The 23,898-nt window shown below is 45.0% G+C and carries 22 protein-coding genes and 1 pseudogene; 5 read left to right on the top strand and 18 right to left on the bottom strand.

Annotation, left to right across the window (positions count from 1 at the left end):
* Positions 1–163: 163 nt before the first annotated feature.
* The gene (locus CDZ87_RS11165) at positions 164–541 is read right to left on the bottom strand and encodes a MarR family transcriptional regulator (protein WP_100753624.1); all 378 of its coding nucleotides are present in this window, start codon (positions 539–541) and stop codon (positions 164–166) included.
* A gap of 219 nt (positions 542–760) precedes the next feature.
* Here CDZ87_RS11165 and CDZ87_RS11160 point away from each other — a divergent pair, with 219 nt between their 5' ends.
* A complete protein-coding gene (locus CDZ87_RS11160; protein ID WP_100753623.1) occupies positions 761–1,435 on the top strand; it encodes a DUF2982 domain-containing protein in 675 nt (224 codons plus the stop codon).
* A 54-nt stretch (positions 1,436–1,489) separates the two neighbouring features.
* Here CDZ87_RS11160 and CDZ87_RS11155 read toward each other — a convergent pair whose 3' ends face one another.
* From CDZ87_RS11155 to CDZ87_RS11085, 16 genes are all read right to left on the bottom strand, one after another.
* Positions 1,490–2,146 (bottom strand): MBL fold metallo-hydrolase, encoded by a 657-nt coding sequence (locus tag CDZ87_RS11155; RefSeq protein ID WP_100753622.1) that lies wholly within the window; start codon positions 2,144–2,146, stop codon positions 1,490–1,492.
* 79 nt (positions 2,147–2,225) lie between these two features.
* Entirely contained in the window at positions 2,226–2,768 is a 543-nt protein-coding gene (gene mepK / locus CDZ87_RS11150; protein WP_100753621.1) for a peptidoglycan L,D-endopeptidase MepK, read from the bottom strand.
* Between the two features lie 178 nt (positions 2,769–2,946).
* Positions 2,947–4,500 (bottom strand): L,D-transpeptidase family protein, encoded by a 1,554-nt coding sequence (locus CDZ87_RS11145; RefSeq protein WP_100753620.1) that lies wholly within the window; start codon positions 4,498–4,500, stop codon positions 2,947–2,949.
* A gap of 100 nt (positions 4,501–4,600) precedes the next feature.
* Positions 4,601–5,677, bottom strand: coding sequence for a DUF1513 domain-containing protein (locus CDZ87_RS11140; protein WP_100753619.1), 1,077 nt, complete (start codon positions 5,675–5,677; stop codon positions 4,601–4,603).
* Positions 5,667–6,698: an imelysin family protein gene (locus CDZ87_RS11135; protein WP_100753618.1), complete on the bottom strand. Its 1,032-nt coding sequence runs from the start codon at positions 6,696–6,698 to the stop codon at positions 5,667–5,669. Before CDZ87_RS11135 ends, CDZ87_RS11140 begins: the two co-directional genes overlap by 11 nt.
* 9 nt (positions 6,699–6,707) lie before the next feature.
* Positions 6,708–8,099 carry a di-heme oxidoreductase family protein gene (locus CDZ87_RS11130; RefSeq protein ID WP_100753617.1) on the bottom strand — a complete coding sequence of 464 codons (1,392 nt, stop codon included), beginning with the start codon at positions 8,097–8,099 and terminating at the stop codon, positions 6,708–6,710.
* A gap of 121 nt (positions 8,100–8,220) precedes the next feature.
* A complete protein-coding gene (locus tag CDZ87_RS11125; RefSeq protein WP_100753616.1) occupies positions 8,221–9,486 on the bottom strand; it encodes an imelysin family protein in 1,266 nt (421 codons plus the stop codon).
* 169 nt (positions 9,487–9,655) lie between these two features.
* Positions 9,656–10,252: a GTP cyclohydrolase II gene (locus tag CDZ87_RS11120; protein ID WP_100753640.1), complete on the bottom strand. Its 597-nt coding sequence runs from the start codon at positions 10,250–10,252 to the stop codon at positions 9,656–9,658.
* 208 nt (positions 10,253–10,460) lie between these two features.
* Positions 10,461–10,628: a hypothetical protein gene (locus tag CDZ87_RS17170; protein ID WP_038172456.1), complete on the bottom strand. Its 168-nt coding sequence runs from the start codon at positions 10,626–10,628 to the stop codon at positions 10,461–10,463.
* Positions 10,629–10,930: 302 nt separating this feature from the next.
* A complete protein-coding gene (locus tag CDZ87_RS11115; protein WP_100753615.1) occupies positions 10,931–11,404 on the bottom strand; it encodes a DUF2947 domain-containing protein in 474 nt (157 codons plus the stop codon).
* Between the two features lie 91 nt (positions 11,405–11,495).
* Positions 11,496–12,074: a ribosomal protein S5-alanine N-acetyltransferase gene (gene rimJ, locus CDZ87_RS11110; protein WP_100753614.1), complete on the bottom strand. Its 579-nt coding sequence runs from the start codon at positions 12,072–12,074 to the stop codon at positions 11,496–11,498.
* On the bottom strand, positions 12,074–13,618 hold the full coding sequence (gene tyrR, locus CDZ87_RS11105; RefSeq protein ID WP_100753613.1) for a transcriptional regulator TyrR: 1,545 nt from the start codon (positions 13,616–13,618) through the stop codon (positions 12,074–12,076). Before tyrR ends, rimJ begins: the two co-directional genes overlap by 1 nt.
* Positions 13,619–13,717: 99 nt before the next feature.
* Complete coding sequence (locus CDZ87_RS11100) at positions 13,718–14,764, bottom strand: YcjF family protein (protein WP_100753612.1); 1,047 nt, start codon at positions 14,762–14,764, stop codon at positions 13,718–13,720.
* Positions 14,761–16,137 (bottom strand): YcjX family GTP-binding protein, encoded by a 1,377-nt coding sequence (locus CDZ87_RS11095; protein ID WP_100753611.1) that lies wholly within the window; start codon positions 16,135–16,137, stop codon positions 14,761–14,763. The genes CDZ87_RS11100 and CDZ87_RS11095 overlap by 4 nt, the downstream gene beginning before the upstream one ends.
* A 119-nt stretch (positions 16,138–16,256) precedes the next feature.
* Positions 16,257–16,442 (bottom strand): hypothetical protein, encoded by a 186-nt coding sequence (locus CDZ87_RS11090; RefSeq protein WP_100753610.1) that lies wholly within the window; start codon positions 16,440–16,442, stop codon positions 16,257–16,259.
* Positions 16,443–16,562: 120 nt separating this feature from the next.
* On the bottom strand, positions 16,563–18,086 hold the full coding sequence (locus tag CDZ87_RS11085; RefSeq protein ID WP_100753609.1) for a fumarate hydratase: 1,524 nt from the start codon (positions 18,084–18,086) through the stop codon (positions 16,563–16,565).
* A gap of 168 nt (positions 18,087–18,254) precedes the next feature.
* On the opposite strand from CDZ87_RS11085, the gene pabB reads away from it, so the two are divergent.
* Positions 18,255–19,637, top strand: coding sequence for an aminodeoxychorismate synthase component I (pabB, locus tag CDZ87_RS11080; protein ID WP_100753608.1), 1,383 nt, complete (start codon positions 18,255–18,257; stop codon positions 19,635–19,637).
* A gap of 154 nt (positions 19,638–19,791) precedes the next feature.
* On the opposite strand, the pseudogene CDZ87_RS11075 reads toward pabB, so the two are convergent.
* Positions 19,792–20,070: pseudogene (locus CDZ87_RS11075) on the bottom strand (heme NO-binding domain-containing protein); the annotation flags it as partial.
* An 84-nt stretch (positions 20,071–20,154) separates the two neighbouring features.
* On the opposite strand from CDZ87_RS11075, the gene CDZ87_RS11070 reads away from it, so the two are divergent.
* From CDZ87_RS11070 to CDZ87_RS11060, 3 genes are all read left to right on the top strand, one after another.
* Complete coding sequence (locus CDZ87_RS11070; protein WP_100753607.1) at positions 20,155–20,775, top strand: CoA pyrophosphatase; 621 nt, start codon at positions 20,155–20,157, stop codon at positions 20,773–20,775.
* Between the two features lie 275 nt (positions 20,776–21,050).
* The gene (locus CDZ87_RS11065) at positions 21,051–22,304 is read left to right on the top strand and encodes an aromatic amino acid transport family protein (RefSeq protein ID WP_100753606.1); all 1,254 of its coding nucleotides are present in this window, start codon (positions 21,051–21,053) and stop codon (positions 22,302–22,304) included.
* A 93-nt stretch (positions 22,305–22,397) separates the two neighbouring features.
* Positions 22,398–23,759: an L-serine ammonia-lyase gene (locus CDZ87_RS11060; protein ID WP_100753605.1), complete on the top strand. Its 1,362-nt coding sequence runs from the start codon at positions 22,398–22,400 to the stop codon at positions 23,757–23,759.
* The last annotated feature ends 139 nt before the right edge of the window (positions 23,760–23,898 follow it).

Here is a 23,898-nt window from a genome sequence, read left to right as displayed (position 1 = left end):
ACAATGCATTAACTACGTAATGATAAACGCGAGTAAAACAACTCAGACATTAGCTAAAAATGTGACAAAGATATTAATAACGCATTAAATAAATGATAAAGCCTCGAAAAAATCGAGGCTTTTCAATCTTAATTTAGCGATTTAAAGCACGTTGCTGCGGCCTTTAAATGGCTTTGTAAATAACTTTATTACCCGCAAGCTGCTCTTTCGCGACTAGGTTTTCTTCCAGTAGTTTTTTCAAAGCGCCAGTCGCCCAAGAAGCCGCTTTAGCGTCATCTTGACCCGCTTCAAGGCCAATGCCTTTTGGATTGATGCCGTCTGCATTTTTAGCAACGATATCTAAAACTTGTTGTTGCTTTGGAGTGAGCGCAATGTCAGTTATTTTAGCCGCGGCGACAACTTGTTGTTTCGCTGCTGGCTTGGCCACTAGCTTTTTCTCAACAGTAGGCTTGACTTTCTGTGTTGCTTCTACGTTTGCAACTGTCGCTTTAATGCGCTTTTGCAACTTTAACTGCACCTTACGCTTATGAGCAAGTCTCATCGAGTATTTCTCCATTTCACTGCATACGTGGCAGTGGTGAAAATTTGAAGCGCGATTTATAGCAAATTTTTGGTTGAATTTACAGGGTATCAGCGCCTTTATGCCACAAAAATTCCCGATACGCAGGTATCAGACTACAATTTAATCAGTGTTATTGTGATCGATTCTTAGACTACTGATTGTATAAACAGAGGTATCTATCGACTTGAGTAATAAAAGATGCAAACCGTACACTTAACCAATCAACCTTTTGTATTTTCTTCCATCACCGTACGTTGGCTAACGGGTATCTTTACCATTGGTTGCGTATTTTTGATGGTGTATGCACCTGGTTGGCAGCAGGGGTTGATCACGATCATCGCGATAGGCTGCGTGATCGCCTTTGGCTACCTCTTGATTCTGAAAAGTACCGTACGTTTTACTCTCACTGCCACGCATTTCCAGCAACACTTATTCAAAGGCGGTTGGGTCGTTAAATGGAATAACATCCAAAAGATTGATATTTGCACCTACGACCAAGACGGTTGGCAGCGCCCCTTACCGTGGATCGGAATTAAGTTAAAGTGCTACTCCCCTTACATCAGTAGTATTTGCCCGCGCATCGCTACCGAGCTGTTGCTCAGTCAACGATCGTTGCTTTATTTAGGTGCGAGGCAGCATAAACAAAGCGGAAATTTTGAGGATATTGTACTGGACTCAGCTATCTATAGAAATGAAGATGGCGTGGAGTTTAAAGGCCTACAGGCGATGTTAGCCAACCGCATGCGCTATCAGCGGCGTTATTTCGACTACGATATCTTTATTGCAACGCCAGACTTAGACAGAACGCCAGAAGAATTCGTTGGCCTTGCACGGCGCTATCTCGCCGCTGCCGAGTCTGAGCCGTCATCTTGATTAACCACGACGATAAAAAGGCCGCCTCAACGACCTTTAGTGTTTAAGCACGCGTTAATAAAGCGGCATTTCGTCGGCAACAAATGGGTTTGAAGCGCGTTCACGACCAAAAGTGGATTCTGGGCCATGGCCTGGCACAAAGCGCACATCGTGACCTAACGGCCAAAGCTTAGTTTTTATTGAAGTAATCAGAGTATTAAAGTCACCCTGAGGGAAATCAGTACGACCAACAGAACCATTGAATAGCACATCACCAACAAAAGCCAATTTCGCTTGCTCGCTAAATAGCACCACGTGGCCTGGAGTGTGACCAGGTGTATGAATAACATCAAGAACTTGCTGACCAAAGGTAATTTTATCACCCTCATCAAGCCACTGATTCGGCTCAAATGCATGAGTCAGAGGAAAACCAAACATTTGGCTTTGTCCTTCTAATCCTTGTAGCCAGAAGTTATCGGCTTTATGTGGGCCAACAATCTCAACACCACCTAACTCACTCGCTAAAGGCTCAGTGCCACCCACGTGATCTAAATGGCCATGAGTCAAAACCAACTTGACCACTTTCACACCGAGTTGATGAATCAACATGGTAAGTTGTTGGACATCACCACCTGGATCGACCACGATACCTTCCATGGTTGCATCACACCATACAATAGAGCAATTCTGAGAGAACGAGGTAACAGGAACAACTTGATACTTAAGCGACATAGCTAACCTTTAGTAATCATCTAAACTGGCAGAACTATGACATTTGCCGAGCCTTATGACAACCATAGACACGGCGAAGCTACGCCCAGTAACGTACGGGACCGGTGTCAATGTGAACAAAATTACTGCGTGGATAATAGCCAACGCCACCAAAATCAAGCTCACGAGCGATATCTCGCACGCGTTTTAACTCGACACCATCAAGGCGGAAATCGAGGGCTTGACCCAACATGTGATAGCTTTTCTTCGCCACACCACCGGAGCGACTGCGCAGCGCTTCATTGGTTGCTGGCGAACGGTAGCCAGAAATGATCTGCACTTCGGTTTCAACACCGAGCTCGGATTGAATTTGGCTAATATGATCGAATAAACGTTTGTCCATCGGATGAACCTCATTGCGCCTGAAGTCTCGGCACAAATGGTTAATACGGCGCAGTTCTTTTGAAACGTACTCTGCCCCATCAAAATAGCAAGTTTCAAGCGCTTCTCTTGTATGCAGGTGAGTCAAAGCAAGTGAGCGAGGTTCTTCTGGGTAAGAGGCCAAGGCGATTGTCGGCGCACAACTTGTGACCACCAATCCACTTCCGGCCAATTTTAAAAAATCTCGTCGAGATAATGCCACAATTTATTACCTTCACAATTGAGTTATTCTGTTTTCGGCAGCGACCGTACCGGACTCTATTGTGAAGTGCAAATGCATAAACCATGCTCAAACCGTTGTAAGTCACGATAAGAAATGCTTACTTATTGAACCTATTAATAAAACAACAAATACAAAACACGTCAGGATTGTGTTAATTCTATCCTTTTGTGTAACCAAATCTATCGAAACGGTAAATATCTTCCCGGTAGTGGACCGTTCCTTCCTCAAACCATGCCGTTTGGTAAATGATATGCACAGGAATACGGCTTCGCAGTGGAATTGACTGGTTTGGGGTCGGTTCATTGTCTGACTGAGGTGCCATCATCAAGCCTTGTGACTCTAGCAATAAATTGGCCAACACATCGGCATTCTCAACGCGAATACAACCCGAACTGAACGCGCGCTGAGTCTGAGTAAATAGGTTTTTACTTGGCGTGTCATGGAGAAAAATGGCGCGGCGATTTGGCGTATTAAATTTATACAATCCTAACGCATTGGCATTTCCTGATAACTGGGTCATCCGATATGGAAACGCGTGCGGTTTTAGGTTATCCCAATCAATCTCAGCCGGATTAACTACCACATGCGAGCCCCACTTGGGTATGATTTTGATATTATTTTTTGTCAGGTACTGCGTGTCTTGTTTCACTTTCGGAATAATATCTTCGATCATAATTTTCCATGGTATATTCCAAGTCGGATTGAGGATCAGTGAATCTAAATTTGTTGTCATTACCGGGGTAGGACGCGCTTTTTTACCGACCACGACTTTAGAGTGAAAAAGCTCTTCTCCTGCCGCCCAATACCTCATCTGAAAACTAGGAACATTGACCACAATGATGGTGTCACGTTGCACAGGCCAGTAACGGACACGTTCGGCATTGAGTGCCAACGTTGACAAGCGCTTTTCAATCGGCAGATTAAGCCACCTGATTGTCTCAGGGCCAATAATGCCGTCATCTTTTAACCCGTGTAAATACTGAAATTGCTTGATCGCAGCTTGTAATGACAAATCATACCAACTAACGTCTTTACGGACATCAGCCAGGTTAATGTCTACCATCGCCAAGCGTTGCAGCAACACGTCACGATAATCAAGCGTATCACCCACTCGTTTTAACCCAGTTTGTTGATATAGCGGAAGTTCAAATTGCTGAAACTTCATCAGATGCAGATAGGTATCCACCAGCTTTTGGTACTCACGGCTGTCTGGTGTATAAGCTTCTATTAACTCGCCAAGTTGTTGCTGAGCAATGGCTCGGTGCATGGCAATAAAGGCGCTATTTGGTGGTAGATCTAAGTTACTTTTTAGTTTCGTCTGAAAAAACCATCGATTGCCTTGGGTTTTAGCCAGTTCTGCATAGCTGAGATAGAGCAATAACGTGTCGGTGGCAAGAATATCGTATTCATACCAGCGATTACTTTTGCGATAGAACTTAAGGTAGCTAAGTTGACGAGAAAACAGCGGGCTAAACCCCGCATGTTGGATAACTTCTAATTGAAATTCCAGTTTGCTGCTTTGTTGCAAGTCAAACCAAATCATCTGGGTGTTATTGTTGCGATAGATGTCTTCTACAACGGCTGGATATTGGAGTATTTCCGTCAGTTGACTGTTCGACTCAAGCCAACCTATCTGATTAAAGTATTGCCCAGAAAAAGCCGCTGTTGGTGTTAGGCACAATACCAACAGCCAGCATGCCCATCTTCCCATTGATTCACCCCTTCACATCCACTCAAGAAGTATGGCAGAGATAAGTGATATAGGTATGGCTTGTTGCTAAGAGTTCTAGACGCGTCTACGTTTTTCTTGATTAAGTGATGACCGCCCAATGATTATCCCATTGGATACCCGATTGGCTCACATGTTTACTTGCGGCGCTGACTAAAGACACCACGCTCCCAGCCCCAGAGCTTACTTTAAATGTCTCGCCCTGAACTACCACACCAGAAGCGTCGGGAAGTGGCGCTAACTCGACCAGTTTAAGTGTCTGTTTAGACCAAATTCCATAGCAATTACCACGTGGTGAAGTCGCTAAGATCCACTCCTTCGTTGCCGCAATACTGGCAATATAATGATTAAAACGCGCCCACTGCTCTGGTTCTGCCTCAAGCTGCACCATTGGTCCCCCTGCTTTATGCATCGCTAATAGCGCTGGATATTCCTCTGGTTCACCGCGATACTGCTGACCACATAACACCGTTTTACCTCCGTCATGAGCAAGATGACGAATGCTCAGCTTGTGATCACTAAGCCCGACTTGATCCACCAGTTCGCCATTTCGATCCAAATAACTAAGGCTCGGCGACATAGTGGTGAGATTGAGTGGTTCGCGTCCATTGGTATGTACGCCTCCAACGCCAATCACCAGCCTATCGTCCGGCATGACTATCACTTCATGTGGACCAATACCAAAGCCGCTAAACTCTGCCACTTTTTGATAGCCTGCAACAACGTCATACACACCGATGATTCCTCGACTGCTGCCGCGCTGCCCTTCTGTCGCATACAGCCATTGCCCATCGTTAGAGTAAACTCCATGGCCATAGTAGTGGCGATTATTATCAGCTGGACGCAGTTTTATCGACTCGCCAGTATTAAAGTCAAACACTTGAAAATAACGCCCTGGACGACGAGCGAAAGCCACCGCGTGGTGCAGGCGTCGGTGGGTGGCAACACCATGCCCACGATCAGGAAGCGCAACTTGACGAATACACTGACCATCCGCGTTGGCAACAACCGCACAAAAACGATCGCGTCCATTAATCGCGCAGCCAATAAGCGCAGGTTGGGTATTTTTTGCTGACGTCGATACACACCCGACCAATGGGTAAGCCGCGCCCAACAGAGCGACTTTAAGTAAACGACGTCTTGTATTATCAGTCACCATCTGTTGCGTTAAATCCTATTATGACGCCTAGTTCAATCGCTACTTCTTCATGGATAAGGTAGTTTAGTTGCTCTAACTTATTCAATTGCGCATAGACCTTCTGATAGCCTGGTTTGGTTTGCAGTAAAACAAAAACACTTTGTTCACTTGGCCAAGTCTCTACCATCGTATCGAACTGATTGACAATTCTATCTGCCAGATTCGCTTTGCCCCTATCACGCAACACAGCGTCGATTCCGTTGCCATCAGCCAAATAGAGTGCCTGTAAAGCCATAATATTGGCTTGTAAGTTTTTCATCGAGGCTTGTGAGCGCCAAGATTCAGCAAAATACGGCTTTGGATGACCAAAATTTGCCAAAGGGCGACTTAGCTTCTTGATACTATAATCGAGTTGATTGGATAGAAGGGCAATGTATTCTGCATGCCACTGTTTTTCATCAAGATTGAGCCATGGATTTGTGTGCCACGCACGGGCAATCTCACTGGCATTTCGTGCTAAATTATTACTGATAGCGATAGCGGTTAGGCATGTCGACGTATTTGTAGTCAAATCAGACGCCGAATCAAACAACAACCACTCCATTGCGCCTAACCCTTGCACTGTAACGCTTTGCTTAGCTATTTCAGCTTGAGTCCAACGCTTAGGTTGCGCGATAAGCTGATGCATTTTACGCCCAGTCGTGTTCTTCTTATCTGGCCAAAACTGTAGGTTCCAACTTTGTGCCAATGCCAACTCAGGCCCTCGTTGCTGGCCTTGTAATGCCATCCACGCAAGCATTGTACGATGCCATTGCTGCTTTAACGACGCAAGATCACCATTGGCTGCGCAATAATCGCTCACCGTCTGAGATAAATTGATTGACTCAACTTTTAAGCGTTGAGCAAACTCAAACTCAAGCTTATAAACGTGGTGACTAGGATGACTAGAAATTTGTGGGTTAACCGTCTGTGTGTCTGTGCTCTGGCAACCTAACAGAGATATCGTCAGCAGTGAAGCTAACAGCACTTGCTTAAAATCCATTGGCCTGCCCTATAACGAGTTTAAGAATGCAATTAATGCATCTCTTTGTTTTTCATTGAATGTTAATACCTGTTGCTGAGCCATTTTCGCCTCACCACCATGCCATAGTACCGCTTCCATCAAATTACGCGCTCGACCATCATGGAGAAAATAGGTGTGGCCATTCACTTCTTGGGTATAACCGATACCCCACAACGGTGCCGTGCGCCACTCTTGTCCATTGGCTAAATATTCAGGTCGATGGTCAGCCAATCCAGGCCCCATATCGTGAAGCAGAAGATCGGTGTAAGGATGGATAGTTTGATTAGAAAGCGCCGGCAGATCGGAGCGCACCTCAGTCTTGGCACTCGGTTTATGACAGCTATCACAGCCTGCTTTAGCAAACAGTGTCTGACCAAGTTTAACCTGCGGATCATCAACATTTCGACGAACAGGCACCGCTAAGTGCTGAGAGTAAAACTCAACGAAATTGAGGATGTTATCACTGACTTCAGGGGCGCCTCCATTAGGTAAATCATCACAGATGGATTGTGTCGCGGTACAGTTTTCTTGTGGAAACAAGGCGCTGGTCAAACCGACATCACCGTTGAACGCCGCCGCATTTTGCTGCATCAAATTAGGTTGACCTGCTTTCCAGCCAAAGCGCCCAATCGCGAAATCCTTCTTGCGTACATCCCAAACTCGATTCACTTTGCCGGAAATGCCGTCATTATCTTGGTCTTGTTGATCAGACCAGCCGATGAGGGTTTGATCCGGGATACTTTCTAGCAAACCAAGACCAATCATAGGTGGCGCCACACGCGCGGACAGTTGAGTTTGGGGATGCATCGGCCCGTAACCTAATTGTGTAATCGATACATTCGGCTGGCGCAGCGTCACTACCGTACCATCAGAAAAAGTCACTGGAACATCGTCATAGCGAATATTAATCGTTCCTTCTGGGACCTCACCTTGCAGAGCAAAATCTTGCAGTTGGTCGCCATAATTGGGCTCTGGAATTACGCCACCTTTAATGTATGCCTTTTTTTGTTCTGCTGTCATAGCTGGAATACTTAAACGAACTAACATCGACACCGCATGCTTGTCGCCTTTCTCAGGGGGATGACCACGACCATCTTTAATGTGGCAGTTTTGACAGCCATTCGTATTAAATAGTGGACCTAAACCATCACGAGCATCGGTTGAGGCTGGTGCCTGAACCCATGGATTACGGAAAAAACTGTTACCGACGCTGAAATCAAGTCGCTTTGACATCGGTAAATTGGCAGCAGGAAGAGAATAGGCATTCGCTCCTTGCTTTTTAACAGAGGTGTCACCCCCCGATTTCACTTCATAAGCAAATGCAGAGCATGCACTCAGCGCCAAACAGGTGACCATTAAAGATTTGGGAAAAAACGTCATTGCGATAACTCTATAAAGGGAAAAAACGAAGCATGAAAATGGGAATATTTCTCATAAAAAAATAGGACTCATAACAGCAAAAGGGCTCTAGCGAGCCCTTTATCAATAAATGTCGCTGAGCTTAAAATTCGTGGTCCGCTGTGTCTGGATTAAGACTAGTAATACCAACAATTTTCGCAGCTCGTTCAATTTGTGCAGTTTGCGCGACCAAAGAGAGTATCGCTTGATTGACAAGTGCGTTGCCTTGAACATTGCCTGCCGCAATCAATTGATCAAAATATTGGTTATGCTTTTCCGCCGACGTCACCAATTGGCCCACTTGCGCGCGAGTCAGATCAAATTGCTTTTGGATCTGCTGCGCGGCTTGTTTATCTTTTTGCGCAACTAAATCGTGCAGGCTAGGACCGGAAAGTAAGGTCCCATCTTCACGCTTATACAATCCGGTATAAACGTTGTAGATACCCTGCTCGTTGTAGTAATGCGAGTTGTGGGTGTTATCAGAAAAGCAATCATGCTCATCTTCGGTTGAATTTGCTTCGAGCGCGACTTTCATCCGTTCACCAGCAAGTTCACCTAATGAGAGTGAGCCCATGCCAAACAGCATCTTACGCAGACCATTTTCAGCAGACTCATTAAGAAGAGTTTCGCGATAGTTACCTTTCTCGTTAGCCGACCACTGCTTTTCCATCCACTCAAGATCTTGTACCAGCAGGTCCGCTGCCGCTTGCAGATAAGCACCACGGCGGTCACAATGGCCATTGGTACATCCGTCACCGACCACAAAATCAGTATAAGCACGTGCACCCGCGCCTTCATTGGTACCGTTGAGGTCTTGACCCCACAGTAAAAATTCGATCGCGTGATAGCCCGATGCTACATTCGCCTCAGAACCACCCACTTCATTCAAATCAGCAATCAATGTCGGAGTGATCGTCGATACATCAAGCGTTGAGGGACCAATCTTCAGCGTTTTACTCGCAATAATATTCGCTCTCGCCCCTTCGTTGCCTAGCTCATACTGGTAGTCAGCAGAGACATAATCGATCAAACCTTCATCAAGCGGCCATGCATTCAACTGTCCTTCCCAATCATCGACAATCGCATTCCCAAAACGGAAAACTTCAGACTGCTGGTATGGTACGCGTGACGCTATCCAAACTTGCTTAACCTGTGCAAACTTATCTGCACTTGGGTTGGCTAGGAAGGATTCGATTGCAGTATCTAGTGCTTTCGCGGTGGTTAACGAGTCAGCAAAAACCGCATGAGCCACATCGGCATAATGCTCAACCACTTGTTGTTGAGTGACCGGAGCGGCCAACGCAGAGCCACCAACGAGCAAAAGAGACGCAGCAACTGCTGATTGAGCGAAAAGCGTGTTTACATTCATTAAAGAGCATCCTTGTTGAGCTTAATTATTATTCGCCATTGTTAGTGCTAATTATTATCATTTGCACTCTTAGGTAGGAATAATACAAATTTACATTTTTTTTGCAAGCACCAAACAAAAAAGCCTCACAAAAGTGAGGCTTTTTTATCAACATAAGACGATGAATAAGTTAGAGAACGAGATTATGTTTGCCATGAGACACTTTCGCTTTCAGGTAACCTTCATTGCCTTCTTTGACGTGCGCAGAAGTGTTGACCACTTCTTCGATACTAATACCATGCTCTTGCAGTTCTTTAACTTTCTTGGGATTATTGGTCACCAAACGAATATTCGTGATACCTAAAGCCAATAACATTTGCGCGGCCTCGGTAAAATCACGTAGGTCATCGCCAAAACCAAGATGATTGTTAGCTTCGTAGGTGTTCATCCCTTCACTTTGTAGCTTGTATGCATCAATTTTGTTGTAAAGACCAATACCACGACCTTCTTGACGCAAATAGAGGATAATACCGCCCGACTCTCCCATCCGGTTGATGGTTTCGTCGAGTTGCTCACCGCAGTCACAACGCGAAGAGTGAAATACATCTCCGGTTAAGCACTCTGAATGCATGCGAACTAAAGGCGCTGGCTGATTTTGGTCAGCATGCTTAAAAATCACAGCGATATGTTCTTTGTCTGTCTTTAAACCGCTAAAAGATAAGATTTCTGCATCAATATTACTTTTAACACCGACTTTGAAGTCAACTCTGGCTCTTACTTCCGCCATATTCTTACTCACCTGGAATTTTTTAATTGTTATATCTGTCGCTGCATTCATGCGATGCTCCGCTTTGAGGTTAACTATGGGGACTAATACTGAATAATTCAATATTAAGATCACAATTGTTATATTATAACAATTAATCGTCCAGGCAATAAAAAACCTCAATATGAAATATATTGAGGTTTTTTTACAATGATTGGCTATCAGTTGCTTAGTCTTGCTGATTTTTCCAAACAGATAATTCAATCCAACAGGCTTCTAGTTCTCTGAGTTCTTCTTCCGTTAATAGTGAAAGCGTCGGCTTAGTCTGAGGCAGCGCGTAGGCTTGTATGGCGCTAATATGCGCATAAAAATCTTCGCGTAATTGAGCAATGTTCATGGCCACTACTTTCCCTAAGACGATGATGAAATGTGAAAAATAACTCACTGGATGTATTTGTCCCATAAATGATAACAAACACAAATTCCCATGCAAAAAATAGGCTCAATAATGGGCTTAAAATCACATTTTCCGTCAAACCTACTCTTTACATTTCTGGCACTTAGTCGATCAATAATGATCTTCATTGGCTTAAGTACGATCATTAGATTCAACCACTAGGAAATAACACGTTATACAAGTTCGATAAGAGCCGCATGGAAAAAGACACAATGTAAAAAAGCAGCTGACGCTGCTTTTATCTATTTTCGTTGGCCTAATTTTACCTTGCCTTCACTATCAAACCATAACGCTTCATTGCGTCGACGACCGATCAGCACCGGGCCATCATCGTAAAAGAGGAAATTTTTCCAATACTTTTTAAAAAATGACCAACTGGTTTCGATCACGTTGTATTTTTCGTAACAAAAATAGACAGTGACATCATCTTGCCAGTCAACGAAGTCTAATATTTCTTGCGGCAATTGTTCGTCATCAGATTCCCAAGCCGCCATCCAATCAACGTTGTCTTGCCAGTTTGACTCTTTCATCGGCCAATCACTAGAACTAAAGCGATCGGCATCTGGACTTTGCGCACTGATGTTTTCTTTCCACAGTTGCGACGCGCGCAATTGAGTCATTGGTTTTATCGCCGCAAGATCTGATTCAGGCACTGGCATTGACTGGTGAGTAAAAATCCATTTTCTTTGGTATTGCTCCAAAGGTAGGTACGACATTTAGTTTCCTCTTAAAGCATGCTGCTTTCAGCCAGCCATACTGCTGGCTTGATAAATGACTATGATTGATCTTGCTTTCAATGATGCACAATTACAATGTCTTCCAGTGCGGATTGATCAAAGATGTTAAGTTGTGGTCTTCCCACTTACCATTGATCAACAGGTAATCTTGCGCAAAACCTTCTTTAACGAACCCAATCCGCTCAAGTACCGCTTCACTGCGTTTATTTTTCGGCATGTAGCTGGCCATGATGCGGTGGATATTCTGTATACGGAACATGTAGTCAACCGCTAAACGCAGTGCACGGGTCATCACGCCCTTTCCTTGCACCTCTTTACCTAGCGAATACCCCATATTGCAAGCATGAAAAGGAAAGCGCGACAAATTGCTAAATGAGATAGTGCCTAACATTTGATCCGATTCTCTATCGATAATCAATAAGTAATAACCTAATCCCATCCGATGCAGTTCATTGAGCTTAATAAGACGCTGTGTCCATCCAGAGATAGAAAAAAACGCCTCTTCACGCTTGGGTTCCCACGCTTTAAGGTGTGCTCTATTGCGCATGAAGTAGTCCGCAATCAACGCGCCATCGGTTGGCTCAGCAGTGCGGACTACTATCTCATCATCAACCTCAAATACTTGAGTGGGGGTACTGACTCTGTCCATTAATTTTTCCGAATACCATATTCTCTGAGTTTGTTCGCCACTGAGGTGTGCGACACATTAAGACGTTTCGCAAGTTTACGACTTGATGGGAAAGATTGATACAAACGCTCTAAGATCTGAGATTCATACTCTTTCATGATTTCATCCAGCGAACCATCGAGATTTAATGTTGGCGCGTTGCTGCTGGCTGACTCAAGTTGTGGCAAATGAAATAGATCCGCCGTAAGCTGATCGGACTCTAACTCGGTCAGTGCGCGCAGTACTACGTTTTCGAGCTGACGCATATTACCTGGCCATTGATAGCTAACCAGCTGATCAATCAACTCATCATCAATATACGGTTTCGCCATTCCCAACTGTTTAACGTATTTCGCAACAAATAACTCAAGCAGCGGTGCGATATCATTCGATCGCTCTCTTAAAGGCGGAATAAGCAGCGTTAATACATTGAGGCGATAGAATAGATCCTCGCGGAAAGTCCCTGATTCAGCCAAATCTGCAAGATGATGTCTTGTTGAGGCAATCACTCGCACATCAACATGTATTTCATCTTCTTCACCAACCCGGCGGAAAGTGCCATCTTGAAGTAGGCGCAGCAATTTGATTTGCAAGTGCGAGCTCATCTCACCAATTTCATCAAGAAAGACGGTGCCACCGTTAGCTTGTTCAAAGATCCCTTTATGGCCTTGCTGGTGATTGAACGAGCCCGGCGCATGGCCAAACAACTCAGTTTCTGCCACATCATCGGGCATTGAAGCGCAACTCAAGACTAAAAATGGCCGTGCCGCGCGTTGAGAGCGATTATGGCATGCTCTGGCGAGCATCTCTTTGCCAGTACCTGTCTCACCTTGAATCAATAGTGGCTGATCGAGCATAGACAGTTTCTTCGCCTGACTAATCAATGCCTTATGACGATTTGAAACCCCAACAAAGTGCTCAAAACCCAAATTATTGTGCACAGAAAGAGAATCATCAAACAGCGGTTTTTCATTGCTCGAGCGAATAATCATCACCGTACTGGCCAGCATTGACTCGTTGGTTTCATCGCTGATATAGACGGGCATGATTTCCATCATGTAGTCGAGGCCGCGGATGACGATTTCTTCTCTCAGCCGGGTGATCTTACCTTCCGCCCACTTGCTAAAGTTAAAGCTTGGCAGCAATAAAGAGATTTGATGACCAATCATGTCACTCTCTTCATGGCCAAATAGTGTCAGAGCCGCATGATTTGCCATATCAACATTGCCTTTCAAATCAATAGCCAGTACTGGTTCGGGCAAGTTGTTGAGCAATGAAATCAATTCATTATTGTGTCTTTCAATGGGCATAAACTGAATTTTACGCACATCCTTAACACCCGAAATACGACGAATTTCAGCCATTAACTCGCTAAACATATCAAAATCAATGTCTGGGCAATTGAGATAAATAATACCGCTGACATCAATTTCGATACCACGTAAGTCTATGCTTTTAGACGCGAGGATATCGAGTAATTCACGAGTCAGACCAAGTCTGTCTTCACAGGAAACTTCTAGACGCACGGATGAGTTCCTAACTAGGTGTCACGAAAAGTTGACAGTAGTTTCCCTTAAGCCTAGATCCCCGTCAAGTAAACTGATAACGCTCGCGTCACATTCATGCTATTTGAAGGTAATTGCGCCGATTTTTTCAACGATCTGCTTGCGAATTGCACCCAATTTAACCTGTCGCTGCGCGTTCCATGGCGTCGGTCTTAATAGCGTCATTGCTTTCAGCCCCAAACGGGCAGTCAAAATACCAACACCAAGACCTTGCCCGGCTCTTGCCGACACTTTGCCGGCTAGGTCCATTGACATCAAATCTATGCTGGCATCAACCGCCAATTCACTCGCTCCCGCTGCGGCCATATTGATTAAGGTCGCTTTAAATAGTTTCAAGCGTGACCAGTAACCAAGCTCAACACCATAGACTTGCGCTAGGCTGTCGATCATTTTAAAGTTGCGCCACGCCACCAGCAACATATCAGCTAATGCCAGAGGGCTTATGGCCACCAACGCAGCAGACTCTGTTGCATGTTGAGAGACAATGCGCGTTGCCACTTTGTCTTGCTCGGCAACCACCATAGCATCGTACATATCGAGGATTTCTGCGTCATTGTGCGACGCATTGATACTGTTTAGCCAGCGGTCATAACTCGGTGACTCGGGCTTAATCCCCGCTTCTTGAGCCAAGGTCTGGCAAAAAGCCTTAGCTTGTCCGACATTGTGCGTGTTGATCATCACCTCACTTTGCTCTTGAGCGCTAAAGTGATGCTTAAGCTTACGCAGTTTTAGAAGCTCTTTACTAATCGCACCAATCCCTAAACTCGCGAGCACAGTAACAAAGCCTACCCAGCCCAGCGCTAACCAGTCCGCACTCTGTATCGCAGTCAGCACATTGTCTATCGCTTGCCAAGCCACTAGGCCTGCAAAGGACGTTAATAAGCCGGTAGTCAGCCACTTCGAACCACTTTTAGGTCTGATCACTTGTTCTAATTTTTGCTCTGCCTCTGTCGGTATTTCTGTTTCGATATTGACCGGAACAAACGTCTCGTTTTGAGCAAACTGCCTCTTCGCTGTCAGCTCGGGATCAAGCTTGATATTGGGTTCATCCAAAGACTCATTGAAGACCTGTTTAGGTTTAAGCGGCGCTTTATCACTTGAGGTCATTTCAGTTTATCTCCTATTAAAAATTCTAACGCCTTATCGATACGAATATGCGGTAACGGCTCGTCGATAGAATTTTCCATCGGCCTAAAATCAATAAAATCAAAGCCTTGTTGCTGCCAATACGCTTTTTCTGGCCGTGTTTTCGGCACGTCTCCGGGGAAGACCGTTAACGACTGCCCGTCAATAGTCACGCCACGCAGTGCAGGATATGATTGATCGCCTTGGGCAATAAAACCGGCTTCAGTGGCTTGAATCGACGCTAAGGTCATACAGCTCATCTCAATGTTTTCATAACATGCCGTTTGCCACGCTGGATGCACCATTTGTTGTAACAGTGACACCAAGTTATTGTGCTGCTCTGGAGTCACGTGGTCAGCCTTGGTTGCTGCAAACAAAATCTTGTCGATACGCGGTGCAAACAAACGTTTAAGCACATTGCTGCGACCATAACGAAAACTGTGCATGATCTGTTCTAACGCTTGACGCATATCGTTAAAAGAGTCCTGACCTGCATTGAGTGGTTGCAAACAATCGACCAGTACGATTTGTCGGTCAAACGTTGAGAAGTGGTGTTTGTAAAACGCCTTAACCACTTTTTGTTGATACTCTCGATAGCGCGCTTTTAATATCGCTAAGTTCGAGCCTTTGATCACTTTGTGCTCTGGTTCAACACGGCATGGGAAGAACTGCAGCACTGGCGCACCTTCAAGCTCACCGGGTAACACAAAACGCCCCGGTTGCACCCAATGCAAGCCATGATCCTTACACGCAAATAAAAAGTCGCTGTAGCTAGATGATATCTGGGTAATCTGTTTTTCATCTAACGGCGCGTCAGGGTCAAAGCGTTCCATCTGCGCAAGCCACTGTTTGGCCAAATCCGCACGTACGCCTTTTAGCGCGGTAAACTGACTTTGGGACCAATGATTAAAATCCATATCTAACAAAGGCAAGTCGAGCAACCATTCACCTGGGTAATCGATAATGTCGATGTTGAGTGTTGCGGTACTACCGAAGAGTTTTTTCGTCCGTTTTATTGGACGATATTTTACCGCCAGACGAATTTCACTCACATCTCGCGTCGGCTCAGGCCATGTTGGTGGCGTTGCATGGATTTGCTCCATGGCTTGGTCATAAGCAAAACGCGGCACCAGCATGTTGCTTTGTGGCTCTCGTTTGGCGCCAATCACTCGTTTATCCCGAGCCGCGGCAAACAATGGCAGATTGTCGTGCGTCGAAGTATGAAGTAACTGATTCACCAGTGAACTAATAAAAGCGGTTTTACCTGCGCGCGATAACCCCGTCACCGCGATACGAACATGGGAGTCCATAGTGCGGCTAAGTAAATCATTCATTTCTTGCGTTAATTGCTTCATTCACACTCTCTTTTGCGATTGATAGCCCTAGCTTATTGTGACTAACCTTAATCCTAGATGAACAAAAAAGCCCCTGAAGAGATCCAGAGGCTTAAAATATATGTGCTATCAACGAAAATTTAATCGTCTTCGATCAATTTATAGATAATAAACAGGGTAATTTCTACTATCAGCAACAACACGCAGGTGATCGTCACGTACTTCTCATCGAAGATACTAATACCATGTAAAATAAGGTCATAACAGATAAATGTCCCCACCACCACCGCAATGAAGAGTTGCAAGATTTGAATAAAACGTGGCATGTAAGCTCCTGACGATTTTAAAATAGTAGAGTATACAGACTAAAGGTGGTGCCTTGGCGCCACCTTTGTCAAATATTTGCTAATTAAATCAGTAATTTCTTTCAAAATTAATCGTTGTTATTACGATTTAACATCCATTTCTTGGATTTTTACTTTCCAAGTTTCTGGTCCGATTTGGTGAGCGTTAGCGCCGTTTGCGTCAACTGCCACTGTCACTGGCATATCTTCCACTTCGAACTCGTAAATCGCTTCCATACCCAAATCTTCGAATGCGACCACGCGCGCTTTTTTAATCGCTTTAGCGACTAAATAGGCAGCACCACCGACGGCCATTAGGTAAACCGCTTTATGCTTTTTGATTGATTCAACTGTCGCAGGTCCGCGCTCAGCTTTACCAATCATGCCCATAATGCCCGCATCTTCGAGCATCATGTCGGTGAACTTGTCCATGCGGGTTGACGTTGTAGGGCCAGCAGGGCCAACCACTTCATCACCCACGGCATCAACTGGCCCGACGTAATAGATAAACTTACCTTTTAAATCAACGCCATTTGGTAGCTTTTCACCCTTTTCAAGCAAGCCTTGAATACGCTTATGCGCCGCATCACGACCTGTCAGGATTTTACCCGATAGAAGTACCGTTTCACCGGTTTTCCACTCTTGAACTTGCTCTTTAGTGACCGTCTCTAAGTTCACGCGACGTGTGTTCTCACCCGCTTCCCAAGTAATATCTGGCCAATCTTCAAGTTTTGGTGGCGTCAATTCTGCAGGGCCGCTGCCATCAAGAGTAAAGTGAACATGACGCGTCGCCGCACAGTTCGGGATCAAACAGACAGGTTTAGAGGCCGCATGGGTTGGCGCCGTTTTAATTTTGACATCAACAACGGTCGTCAAACCGCCAAGACCTTGCGCACCGATACCGAGTTTATTAACTCGATCAAAGATATCGAGACGTAACTCTTCTTCTGCATTTTCTGGACCGCGATCGATAAGTTCTTGAATATCGATATGCTCCATCAGAGACTCTTTCGCCAGCACTGCTGCTTTTTCAGCCGTGCCGCCAATACCGATACCGAGCATACCCGGAGGACACCAACCCGCGCCCATTGTTGGCAAGGTTTTTTCTACCCACTCTGCGATATCATCGGAAGGATTGAGCATCACCATTTTGGTCTTGTTTTCACTACCGCCGCCTTTGGCTGCAATCTGAATATCAACCTTGTCGCCTGGCACCATATTGATATGAACGACCGCTGGAGTATTGTCTTTGGTATTGATGCGCTTTCCTGCTGGGTCTTTCAATATAGAAGCACGTAACGGATTGTCAGGATTGGTATAAGCTTGACGCACACCTTCATCAATCATTTGCTGAACGGTCATATCGGTCGCGTCCCATTGTACGTTCATACCGATGTAGACAAAACAGGTCACAATGCCCGTATCTTGACAGATCGGGCGGTGCCCTTCGGCAGACATACGTGAGTTAATCAGAATTTGCGCCATCGCGTCTTTTGCCGCTTGGCTTTGTTCACGGTGGTAAGCTTTTTCTAGGGCTTGGACAAAGTCTAATGGATGGTAATAAGAGATGTACTGAAGTGCATCAGCAACACTACTGATCACATCCTGTTGGCGAATTACGGTCATTGCATGCCTCGTTATCGTTATGCTTCCTTTTGTCATCGCACACAAACGATTGCTAAACGAACTTGTATTAGCAACACGCTGGTGTAGCGACATTTATGGTCATTATGATACTCTTGCTTTCCTCAACACGCCACGGTAGCAACGATCTCTTTGTCACAAATTAAACAAATGAATAACAACAAGCCAAATCACTTAGAAATCAAGCCGATTACCTATAAAAACACCTTAGCAATCGAGCTATTTAATCTTGTCGAGTCACAGCCGTGGGCGATGTTACTCCGCTCTCCCTCGCCTTCTCATATCGATAGCCGTTTTGACATTCTTGTCGTCAATCCGGTGGCGACCCTAACCACCACTGGCGACAAAACATGCCTTGTCAAAAAGGGTCATATCAGCGAGTCACAGCAAGATCCCTTTGAGCTACTTAAGCAGATTCAATCCGAGCTCCTACCTGAAATCGACTATCAGGGAGAGCTGCCCTTTATTGGTGGCGCGCTCGGTTATTTTGCTTACGACTTAGGTCGCCGTGTTGAACGTTTACCTGTTATTGCCGAGCAAGATCTCACGACTGCGGATATGGCTGTCGGCATGTATGATTGGGCGGTTGTGGTTGATCACCAGACAAAGCAAGCATTCGTGGTTGGCGTTGATATTGAGGCGCGTTGGCAGTGGTTACAACTTCAAACGTCAGACAGCAATAAAGCTTTCTCGCTCACCAGTGACTGGCAATCGAATATGACCAAAGCAAGCTACAGTGACAAGTTTCATCAAGTGCAAGAGTACCTGCGCTGTGGAGATTGCTATCAGATCAATCTTGCCCAACGATTTAACGCCGAATACCAAGGTAGCGAATGGCAAGCCTACCTAGAACTTGAGCTGGTCAATCAGGGCCCATTTTCAGCGTTTGTTCGTACAGATAAGAGCGCGATCATCAGCGTCTCACCTGAGCGCTTCTTGCAAGTTAAACGGGGAAAGATCGAAACCAAGCCAATCAAAGGAACTCGACCAAGACACGTCGATGAAACGCTTGACCAGCAAGCGGCTGACGAACTCGCTCATGCTGAAAAAGATCAAGCTGAAAACTTGATGATCGTTGATTTACTGCGTAACGATGTCGGTCGGGTCGCTAAGCCAGGCAGTGTGCATGTACCGAAACTGTTTGAAATCGAAAGCTTTCCAGCGGTTCACCACCTCGTCAGCACGATTCGAGCTCAACTGGACGACGGTTTCACTGCCGCCGATCTACTCAGAGCATCGTTTCCAGGAGGCTCAATTACTGGCGCTCCGAAAATCAGAGCAATGGAAATCATTGAGGAGTTAGAGCCACACCGTCGCAGTGCTTACTGCGGTAGCATTGGTTACATCAGTCGACATGGCGCCATGGACACTAGCATTACCATTCGCACTTTGGTCGCCGAAAACAATCAGCTTTATGTCTGGGCTGGAGGTGGCCTCGTGGCCGATAGTCAATGCGATAGCGAATACCAAGAGACACTTGATAAGCTCAGTCGAATTTTACCCGTGTTAAGTCGCCAAAGCCGCGAACACTAAACCCATTTATCTAGTGTCTGTGTTAAATCCTTAGCGGCATACGGCTTGGTTAAAATATCACCACCATTGACGAGAATAGTTAATTCACTAACCACTTGATAGCGCTTTTTTTACCTCGACATGAATAATAGTCTTCAACCAACTTTATGAATTAAAAGGTAGATTTACAATTCTATAGACTACTATTACTAGGTAAGGTGCGATATAAATTGTGAAAGACGGACTGACCGAATATACGTTGTCGTTGTTGAGGGGAAATGCCAGTACGCTGACTCAATTGGACGATGGGCTTAACTAGGTTTCTGTGATCATAGCTACCTACTGTGGTGTAGACACCGTTGTCTTCAGCTTGAGATAGAACTGCGCCTAGCTCTTCAAGACCGAACTGCTGTTCAACTAATTCCATAAATTTGGTGAATACAATTCCTTTCATTCGTTTCGCTATCCTTATGCGATTTTTGCTTACCAAAAACATGAGTCATTTTATTTACATTTCCAAATTGCACTAGGAGCTAACGTGTTGTCTGAGTTAAATAAAAGCAGCCTAATTCAGCGCTTTCAATTGCATAAAACAGTTAACTATCATCAAGAGGCGATCCGACGTGTTGCGCACTTACACCCGAATAAACTAAGAAAAGCCTCGGTGCTAATTGGTTTTGTTGAAAGAGACAACGGCTTACACGTACTCTTTACTCGCCGAGCGAGCCACCTTAAACACCACCCAGGTCAAGTGAGCTTTCCCGGAGGAAAATATGAGCTTAGTGACGGTGATTTGACTACCACCGCTCTGAGGGAGACCTATGAAGAAGTGGGAATTAGCCAAGATAAAATACAAATTCTTGGTCAGTTACCTGAGCTAGTGACAGTGAGTAAATTCACGGTCACTCCTTTCGTCGCTTTTATCGCTTCTGACTATCGAATCAAGATCGATCACAACGAAGTCGACCAAGTATTTGAAGTCCCGGCTAACGTCGTTTTAGATACGCAGAAATTGCACAGTGAACAGTTCTTAATCAACAACTATTGCCATCGCGTATTTGGTTTATCCTATCAAAACCACTTTATTTGGGGAATGACAGCGCAAATTATCGATGCGATGCAAAAACAGATTATGCATAGTGGCGAGCAAACCGACTAGCTCTTGATAATCCGTCACATTAGGTAGATTATTATTAATATAGTAAACGTTTTCTATCGACATCAACCAAACAAAATCATAACATTTTTAGTTTTTCTAATGCCAAGCATTAGCATAAATCACTAGTAGCACATCATTTTCGTGAGCAAAAACCTATTTTTGACATATCCTATTATAACTCTTATCAATTCATGATTTAGATCTACTTTTCATGTAAAGAAATTCTGCAGAATTGCAACCGACTTATTTCCTGTTCCCAAAAATGAGTATCACAAATGAATACTACTAATACAGTGGCATCTGCCACACAATCGTCTAATAAATTTAATTACAAGGACTTCACCTGGTGTCTGTCGCTTTTTGGTACTGCGGTCGGCGCTGGCGTACTTTTCCTACCAATCAAAGCAGGTGCTGGTGGTTTTTGGCCATTAGTCATCCTTGCTCTAATCGCAGCACCAATGACTTGGTTTGCGCATAAATCTCTTGCTCGTTTCGTGCTTTCTGCGAAAAACCCTGAAGCTGATATTACGGACACTGTTGAAGAACATTTTGGTAAGACTGGCGCAAACCTTATTACTTTCGCTTACTTCTTCGCCATCTACCCAATCGTTCTTATCTACGGCGTCGGTATCACCAACACGGTTGATTCTTTCTTGGTTAACCAAATCGGTATGGAATCTATTCCACGCTGGTTGCTGTCTGGTGCGCTCATCACAACCATGACAGCAGGCGTGGTATTTGGTAAAGAGTTGATGTTAAAAGCAACCTCAGCGATGGTTTACCCACTTGTCGCTATCTTGCTTGCGCTATCTTTCTTCCTTATCCCAGACTGGAATAGCTCAATGGTTTCTGTCGCACCGGATTGGTCTGCAATGCCATCTATCGTTTGGTTAGCAATCCCAATCATCGTGTTCTCTTTCAACCACAGCCCAATCATCTCACAGTTCTCTAAAGAGCAACGTCGTGTATACGGTGATGACGCAGTGAAGAAAACAGACGCGATAACGGGCGGCGCAGCAATGATGTTGATGGGCTTCGTTATGTTCTTCGTTTTTTCTGTAGTACTTTCACTGTCTCCAGAGCAACTGGCTATGGCGCAAGAACAAAATATCTCAGTGCTTTCTTACCTCGCCAACGTTCACGAATCACCGCTGATCTCTTACATGGGTCCATTAGTTGCATTCGCAGCAATCACTTCTAGCTACTTTGGTCACTTCCTAGGCGCTCATGAAGGTTTGGTTGGTTTGATTAAGTCTCGCTCTAACACATCAATCAACAAGATTGAAAAAGTGTCACTGTTGTTCATCGTCATTACTACTTGGGTCGTAGCTATCGTTAACCCAAGTATTCTAGGTATGATTGAAACAATGGGCGCACCAATGATCGCAGGGATCTTGTTCCTCATGCCTATATTCGCAATGCATAAAGTGCCAGCGATGGCGAAGTACAAAACTTCTGCACCCGTACAGATTTTCACAACTATCTGTGGTCTTGCTGCAATTAGTTCTGTAATCTACGGCGCTCTTTAATCTTAAGACTTTACACAGTCTGATTAAGCCAAAAATATAACGATAATAATAAACCTCTCAACCCTTGGGAGGTTTAGTTTTGAGGTAATCGATATGATTAGTGTTTTTGACATCTATAAGATCGGCGTTGGTCCTTCAAGCTCACACACTGTAGGCCCAATGAAAGCGGGTAAAGAATTTATTGATGATTTACGTTCAATGGGAAAATTGCGCGACATCACTAAAATTACCGTGGACGTCTATGGATCACTATCACTGACAGGGAAAGGTCACCACACAGATATCGCCATCATTATGGGTCTTGCTGGTAATACGCCAGAGAAAGTTGATATCGACTCTATTCCGGGCTTTATCGCTCGCGTAGAAGAAACTGAGCGCCTTCCTGTTGGCATGCACTGTCACACAGTATCGTTCCCGAAAGAAGGTGGTATTAACTTCCATACTACCAACCTTGAACTACACGAAAACGGCATGCAAATCCACGCGTGGGTCGATGACGAAAAAGCGTACTCAAAGACTTATTACTCTATCGGCGGTGGTTTCATTGTTGATGAAGAAAACTTCGGTAAAGAAGAACAAAATCCAGTTAAAGCACCTTACGAATTCACCAGCGCTGAAGAGCTAATGAAGCAATGTAAGGAGAGTGGCCTTTCGATCAGTACCTTAGTTATGAAGAACCAAGCTGCACTTCATACTGAAGAAGAATCACATACTTATTTTGCCAAGATTTGGAAAACCATGCGCGAGTGTATGGAACGCGGTATGAATACCGAAGGTATTTTGCCAGGTCCCCTACGTGTGCCGCGTCGTGCAGCAGCACTACGCCAGCAACTGATTACTTCAGAGAAAACCACCAACGATCCTATGACTGTGGTTGACTGGGTAAACATGTTTGCTTTTGCTGTTAACGAGGAGAACGCAGCGGGCGGTCGTGTTGTGACAGCACCCACCAACGGTGCGTGTGGCATCATCCCTGCGGTTCTGGCTTACTATGACAAGTTCATCCAGACGGTTACTGAAAAAGATTACATCCGCTATTTTGCTGCTTCTGGCGCGATTGGTGGTCTGTACAAACGTAACGCATCCATTTCAGGTGCTGAAGTAGGTTGCCAAGGCGAAGTGGGTGTTGCGTGTTCGATGGCAGCGGCTGGTCTTGCAGAGCTGATGGGGGGGAGCCCTGAACAAGTCTGTATGGCCGCAGAAATCGCCATGGAGCACAACCTAGGTCTTACGTGTGACCCTGTTGCCGGCCTGGTTCAGGTACCTTGTATCGAACGTAATGGCATTGCTGCTGTGAAAGCGATCAATTCAACTCGTATGGCGCTACGTCGTTCTTCTGCTCCGACCGTTTCTCTAGATAAGGTTATCGAGACTATGCTAGAGACAGGTAAAGATATGAACGCAAAATACCGTGAGACTTCTCAAGGTGGCTTAGCAATCAAAGTTATTTGCTAAATACCCGCCTTGTATAATCTAAAAAGCCCGAGCATTTGTTCGGGCTTTTTTATGGATTGTTACCAGATATCAAACATGAAATCCTATCCATTTTCCGTTGCGGTTTACCCTATTCAAGATAAGATCAACCGCAGCTCTT

Source organism: Vibrio salilacus (assembly GCF_002811245.1).
GTDB classification, from domain to species: domain Bacteria; phylum Pseudomonadota; class Gammaproteobacteria; order Enterobacterales; family Vibrionaceae; genus Vibrio; species Vibrio salilacus.
The sequence above is the reverse complement of the archived record's forward strand: the minus strand, read 5'-3'. Positions and strand labels throughout refer to the sequence as shown.